The following is a 6,000-nucleotide window of genomic DNA, read 5'->3' on the forward strand; positions in this document are numbered from 1 at the left end:
GCGGTCGATTCTCCCCAGACGCTCCCCAGCGGTGGTCATTCTCCCCAGATTCTGCCCAGGGGAAGCTGCGCTGAGAGGGAGTAGCCACTGGTGGGGTCGTCGTCCTGCCGTGCGAACGTCGACTACGTAGCGTTCCCAGGCCGAGCGGGCACGTTGGGCTCCGCCCGCATCAACGGCTTCGCAGTGTCCCAGGGCGGAGGCGACTGCGACCTCGAGCCTCAGTCACCAGCCTGGCCCCACGGTGCTGCCCATGAGTCCGGCAGCACCACCTGATCGCGTATGTGACCGGTCTCTTCGAGACACCCTGCAGCAGCACTGCCCCGTGATCAAGGAAGCGGGTCTCCAGGGTCGTCGGGTCGGTGGCCGTGAACGCGGTACACGAGCTCGTCCGGGTGGCGCATGACCCTGGCCAGCCGCCACGCCGCCTCGTACGGCCTGCGGCCGCGCTCCCGGTACCAAAGGCGGAGGGCGAGCAGACTGGTGAGCGGGTCGAGTAACCAGCGCAGTACGGAGGTCTTCACTGCCCGTCCTCCGTTGCGTAGGGGCCGGTCGCGGGGGACGGCGCCACGGACTCCAGGTCGCCGGACGGCGACGGCCAGGGGAATCCGTCGGACCAACCCATCTGCTCGAAGAGCGTGCGGGCCGTGGCCATGAACCGCGCCTGCCGTCCCGGCACGTCGGCCAATTGCTCCCAGACGTAGAGGAGGGTGTGGGCGAGCCGCTCGGCTTGCGTGCGCTCGGTGACCGACGTCCCCACTAAGGGGAGGATCGTGTCCCTGAACGATGCCCAGTTGAGGGCCGACAGGTCGTCCAGATGTCGCTCCAGCCACCACAGGCGGGCGCTGTCCCGGTCGGTGCACACGGTCCGAGCCAGCTCTTGCCGGCGCAAGCGGTCCTGTGCGAGACGGAGCTCAACCTCGCGCAGGGCGTTCTGGTGTCTTAGGGCCCGATCGGCGTCCTGCTGGGGGAGCAGCAGGGTGAGTCGTGCCCTGAGCCAGAGCCCGGGGTGGCTGTCGGGGCTGTGCCACGGCGAGACCGCCAGGGTGAGCCTCTGCTGAGCGCATTCCAGTTCCTCGGGCCGGTGATCCCCGGCGATGCCGCGGCCGAGTTCGTCCAGGGCCAGGCGCGCCGCCGCTCGCGTGGCGGCCGCGTGGTGGGTCCCGGTCGCCCGGGGAGGGACTAGATGGGTGAGAGTGCCGCGTGCCAGGAAGCGGACGCCCGGCAGGCAGGTGGGCCAGTACGCCGTGAACCGGCCGACCCGCCGTCTCCACCAGGGACCGGGACGTTCGGTCATGCCTCCGACGCTTTCTGGACGAGGCTGTAGTGCTGCATGGCGCGGCCGAGGATGTCCCGCCAGAACGGCCGGACCACCGCTTCGTCGGCCACCAAGAGCCGGTCGAGCCGCAACCGCAGCCGCGGTGGGGCGAAGACCTCAGCCAGCAGGGCAATCACCGCGTCCCCCTGGTCGGCGTCGTGCTCGAACCGCTCCTGCCACCGGGTGAGCTGGCCGAGCACCGGGTCCACGGCATCGTTGGTGGACAGCAGCGTTTGCCAGGCACGGACGAAGTGCTCCCTGCTGGACGCGTCGCCGGCCGAGGCGAGGACCAGGTCTGTACCCGTGTCACTGGAGACGAGTGCCAGGAAGGCCCCCAACGCTTGGCGGTGCGCCTTTCCGGCGGCCTCGGTGCCGTGCTTCTTCAGCCACTGCACGACCGTCTTGGCCACGAGGTCGGGGGCTCGTCGGACGAGCTCGCGGAAGGCGCTGACCAGTTTCTCGGCACCGAAATCCTGCTCACCCGCTGCCTTTCCCAGGCGAGTGAGGGCGAGCGCCGACTGCTGCTGGCCCCAGGGCCCGCCACAGACGTCGACGACCAGATCGACCTTCTCCGTGTTGCTGGACTCCGCCCAGTTGAGGAGGCGGTCCCGGACGTAGCGGCCGAGTTCGGCGTCCGTTGCGGCCTTCGTGAGCGCCTCGACGGCCAAGATCCGCCTAGGGCCGGTGAGCCCCGTCGCGAGAGCGTCGAGCACCTTCCTGTCGTGCCGACGTACCGCCAGGCGCAGGAGGGCTTCGCTTGCGAGTCGGGCATCGTCCTCCGGGACGGACCGATTCGCGGCGACACCGACCGCCCACGTCGTCAGCAGGTCATGCTGGGTGGGGAACTCGTCCCACAGATGACGCAGGAGGGCGGCGGGCAGCCCCTGACACCTGCGGTCGTGGTGGGCACGTTCGCCGACGGGCTCGATCTCGGCTGCTTGGAGCCGACGGGATGACGTCGCGTCGGTGAGTACGTCGGCCGGTCCGCGGGCCTGGCCCAGCGAGGCGAGCAGGTCGTCGGACGCGCGGACGATGGAACCGCGCCGCGCTCCGTCGAGCAGCGCTCCGGCCCACACCGTGACCCGAGTGGACAGCAACGACGGACTCCCGTCCACCGCACCGCGCTTGTTGAGCAGCTTCTCCACCGTGATGTGCCAGTCCCCGAAAAGGTCCACGGCTTCCTTGAGCTGTTCCCTGCCCTTGGCCGCACCGATGAGTCCGGCCAGCCGGCACGCCTCACGGGCGGACGGGTCGGCTTCCCAGATGGGGGAGAGCTTCTCGTCCGTCAGCCAGGCCAACCGGTCCCCGTGACCGTGCGCGTCGAGCTCTGCCTCGACAAGAAGCCGCGCACTGGGGGACTCCAGCCGTACGGTGACGTCGCCGGTGGCATCGGCCCACGCGCCCTGCCAGTCGCCCGGGGTGGCGAGCACGACCAGGAAGGACCCCTGTTTGCGCAGCGCCGCTCCATGATGGACCAGGTCTTGGCCGAAGCGGGCGGGCGGCTCGTCCGGGAGGTCGGAGAGGTCGAGCAGGTAGCCCGTCGCCGAGCGCACCGGCAGGCACTGGGTCCCGGGCTTGGTCCACTCCGGTTCCAGGTCGAACAGCTCCGGCTCCTGCGGTCCCGCCGTATGGCGCAGGAGTCGTACCGCCGCGGTTCGCCGGCCGCTGCCGGCGGGCGCGCACAGCACCACTACGCCGTGCGTTTCGAGGACCTTGGCGGCGTCGGGCAGACGGTTCGGATCCCGGGGTTCGACGAAGCGCCCGTCTTCGCTCGCACGGTAGGCGGGGTCGCGGCCGTCGATGGGCAGGGTCTGGACGTAGTCACCGTTCAGGTGTACGGCGTAGTGGACTGCCTGGACGCTGTGGTCGCCGTATTGGTGGAACTCCGACGCGTTCGATGGCGGCGCGTCGGCCGGGTCCTCGTGCGCCCGGGGCCTCACCGGGTCGATTTTGTCGTACGTCGGGTCGGGTGCTTCGCTGCTGCGGTCGCTCATTACCGCCCCCGCTCGTCGTAGAAGTTGTAGCCCTGCTTGCCGTGCTCGCCGTACTGGTGGAAGTTCACCGCGCCGGGACCCACCGGAGCCGTGGGAGCAGACGCCACGAGCGCCCCGGATCCCGGCTCCTCCTCATCCGCCGCCGCAGCGGACGGCTCGAAGATGTCCGGATCCGCGAGCCCCCAATCGAAGCCGGGAAGGTGCAGATAGGCCGGCTGCTCGAACTTCTTCACCCTCACCAGATGCCGGTGGAAGTGCGTCGGCAGTACGTCGTCGTTGACGCAGCCGCTGTCGAAGACGTCCTCGTACACCCGCTGGGAGACGATCACGGCGGTGTTGGTGATCTCGGGATGCCCGCGCTCGAGCACCGCCCGCAGCGCCTTGTCGTCCAGAAGTCGGTGAGTGTGCACCATGGGCACGCCCAGACCGCTCTGCGGCAACGGCCCGACGTGGATGCTGACCCGCAGCTGCAGCGGCTTGAGATGCGGGTTCTCGGCCCGCCGACGGGAGAGCGCCTGGCGAAGCGCGTCGGGGAAGTGCCCCACCAGCGCGGGCAGGACCTCAGGGTCCATGCCGGCGACATAACCGTCGCCCGTGTGCTGGCCGAACACGCGCCGTTCCCAGTGCGCGCTGACGTTGCTGGCGCTCAGCGCTTGCGCTAGCAGGGGCGGGATGTCGGCGTTGACTCGCTGCATCCCTTTGCTGTCGAGTGATCCGAAGTCCCTGGCGTCGACGGCCAGCACGGCCCGGTAGGGCCACAAGGGCTCCCATGACGGCAGCATGCGCCGCTCCTCTCGTAGCTCTCCCCGCCCACGCGGCGGGGAGAGCACCACCCTGTTCGAGGAGCCGGCAGCCGACCGTCCAGTGATGGACGGTACGGGCGTGCCGCCCGTCACATCACAGGAGCTCCGCGCGGCGGTCGGTCGCCGTCACCCACCCCGTCATCCTGGGCTGCGGCCCTCAACAGGGCAGGATCTCTGACAACGAGCCGCCGACGGCCGAGCGTGACAATGCCGTCGGACTGGAGACGCGCGAGGGCGGCAAACGCTGATGACCGGCTCATGCCCGCCATCGTGGCCAAATCCTCCCTGGGTATGCCGAGTTCGACGACAACACCGCCAGCCCCATCACGGTGCCCCACCTCGTCCGCGAGATGCACGACCACCCGTGCCAGGCGCGCCAGCGGCGGCAGATGAGCAAGGTCAGCGCGCAAACGCTCCTGACTGTTCAGCCGGTCCACGCTCAGCCGGTACACGACAGACTCCAGGCGATGCCGGGCCACATATCCACGGAAGGCATGCGCGGCCATGACGACACCGGTGCAAGGGCGTACCGCAGTCACGGTTGCCGAGCGCGGCCGGTCGAGCAGCACACCCATCTCACCGAGGACCTCGCCGGGACCGCGGAGCATCAACGTCAGACGGTCCCCGGCCTCATTGCCCTGCACCACCTTCACGAGACCCTCGACCAGCGCGATCACACCGTCGGGCGACTCGCCCTGGGCCAGGAGCACCGCCTGGCTCCGGTAGGTGCGCCGATGCCCGCGTTCGATCAAGTCGCGCCATACCTCAGGAGAGACGAGGGACAGGAAGTTCACCGTGACACCTCCTCGCCCTCACGCGAAGACGGTGGCCACGGCGAAGCAGCCGCAGCCCGCGACTGCCAGGACGAGAGAGCACTGCACCCGGCGGTGTTTGGCCCAGGCGATCTCGCTCATCACCACCACCTGCCGGGCAAGCGAAGGCAGTGGATCTGTGCTCCGCAGCACCCCCTCCAGCACGGCGGGTTCCATGAGCCGCAGGTGTCCGAAGTACAGGAAGTCGCCATCCGGTTCTGGCCCTCGCCGCTCCTTGCCAAGCCGGGGAGACACAGCCCATGCGGCACAACAGGCACCCGCCATGATGAGCACGATGCCGAGCCACAACAGCGTCTGCGACGCGGCGGACTCGAACCCGCCCACCGCCCGCCGGGAACTCGCCAGCAAACTGAGTACGGCCAGCGTGGTGGACTGCAGGGTTAAGGCGAGTGCGGCTTTCGAGTCCGCCTTAGCCGTCGCATCCGCGACGGCTGACTGGATTTTCCACGCTGTTTCGGTTGGCTCAGTTGGCACGGTGGCATCCCCCCAGGTGCAGCGAGTAGCGCTCACTGGTGCTGCGCTGAAGCTGCGCAGGCATGCCCGTCCGAAAACGTACGGCGGACAATTTGGCCTGAACACGTGGGGAAGCGGGCGATCTCCGCGCGCTGCCGTAAACAAATGATCTTGGACCGCGTGCCCGAGTGCACGGTGCAACACCGTGTGATCACCCCGTGGCCGGGGCGGGCGCAGGTGACGTCAGATTGAGCGACGATGCCCACGCGCGTTGGCCGTCGAGTACTGGCAGGCTGCGCGCCCGGCAGCCTCCTGCATCGTCCGGTCGGGCACCGCCGTCCGGACGCCGGCCGTTGGCGTCGGGCGCGCTCGGGAGCCGTGGCCCCCGGTCCGTAGAGTCGGGAAAGCGCTCCGCGTATGCCACCCGAAGGGGAGGCCGCTTACGACACCGCACCAGAAGGACCGTCGACGCCGACTAGTGCTGTGACCGCATAGGTTCGCCGGGTTCAGGCTGCGGCTGCGAGGGGGCGTCCGCCCCAGCGGATGCCCTTCTCGCTGCGAATGCGGGCCCGTTCCTTGCGTTGGGCGGCGAGTACATCGGG

General features: G+C 69.4%; 6 protein-coding genes. All 6 read right to left on the reverse strand.

The window, feature by feature from the left end; translation table 11 throughout:
* Positions 1–326: 326 nt before the first annotated feature.
* The 6 genes from NMK44_RS39010 to NMK44_RS39035 all read right to left on the reverse strand — a co-directional run bounded on the left by NMK44_RS39010 (position 327) and on the right by NMK44_RS39035 (position 5,419).
* Entirely contained in the window at positions 327–521 is a 195-nt protein-coding gene (locus tag NMK44_RS39010; RefSeq protein ID WP_254752443.1) for a hypothetical protein, read from the reverse strand.
* On the reverse strand, positions 518–1,294 hold the full coding sequence (locus tag NMK44_RS39015; RefSeq protein WP_254752444.1) for a hypothetical protein: 777 nt from the start codon (positions 1,292–1,294) through the stop codon (positions 518–520). The genes NMK44_RS39010 and NMK44_RS39015 overlap by 4 nt, the downstream gene beginning before the upstream one ends.
* Positions 1,291–3,309: a hypothetical protein gene (locus tag NMK44_RS39020; RefSeq protein WP_254752446.1), complete on the reverse strand. Its 2,019-nt coding sequence runs from the start codon at positions 3,307–3,309 to the stop codon at positions 1,291–1,293. Before NMK44_RS39020 ends, NMK44_RS39015 begins: the two co-directional genes overlap by 4 nt.
* Positions 3,309–4,091, reverse strand: a complete 783-nt coding sequence (locus tag NMK44_RS39025) for a hypothetical protein (protein ID WP_254752448.1) — start codon at positions 4,089–4,091, stop codon at positions 3,309–3,311. The genes NMK44_RS39020 and NMK44_RS39025 overlap by 1 nt, the downstream gene beginning before the upstream one ends.
* A 110-nt stretch (positions 4,092–4,201) precedes the next feature.
* Positions 4,202–4,906: a Crp/Fnr family transcriptional regulator gene (locus NMK44_RS39030; RefSeq protein WP_254752450.1), complete on the reverse strand. Its 705-nt coding sequence runs from the start codon at positions 4,904–4,906 to the stop codon at positions 4,202–4,204.
* A gap of 18 nt (positions 4,907–4,924) precedes the next feature.
* Positions 4,925–5,419, reverse strand: a complete 495-nt coding sequence (locus NMK44_RS39035; protein ID WP_254752452.1) for a Pycsar system effector family protein — start codon at positions 5,417–5,419, stop codon at positions 4,925–4,927.
* Positions 5,420–6,000 lie beyond the last annotated feature (581 nt).

The organism is Streptomyces cucumeris (assembly GCF_024295805.1).
Taxonomy (GTDB): Bacteria; Actinomycetota; Actinomycetes; order Streptomycetales; family Streptomycetaceae; genus Streptomyces; species Streptomyces cucumeris.

Bases quoted from the DNA above. Each gene is read 5' to 3' on its own strand.
- NMK44_RS39025 (WP_254752448.1), bottom strand. From the start codon at position 4,091: ATGCTGCCGTCATGGGAGCCCTTGTGGCCCTACCGGGCCGTGCTGGCC.
- NMK44_RS39015 (WP_254752444.1), bottom strand. From the start codon at position 1,294: ATGACCGAACGTCCCGGTCCCTGGTGGAGACGGCGGGTCGGCCGGTTC.
- NMK44_RS39020 (WP_254752446.1), bottom strand. From the start codon at position 3,309: ATGAGCGACCGCAGCAGCGAAGCACCCGACCCGACGTACGACAAAATC.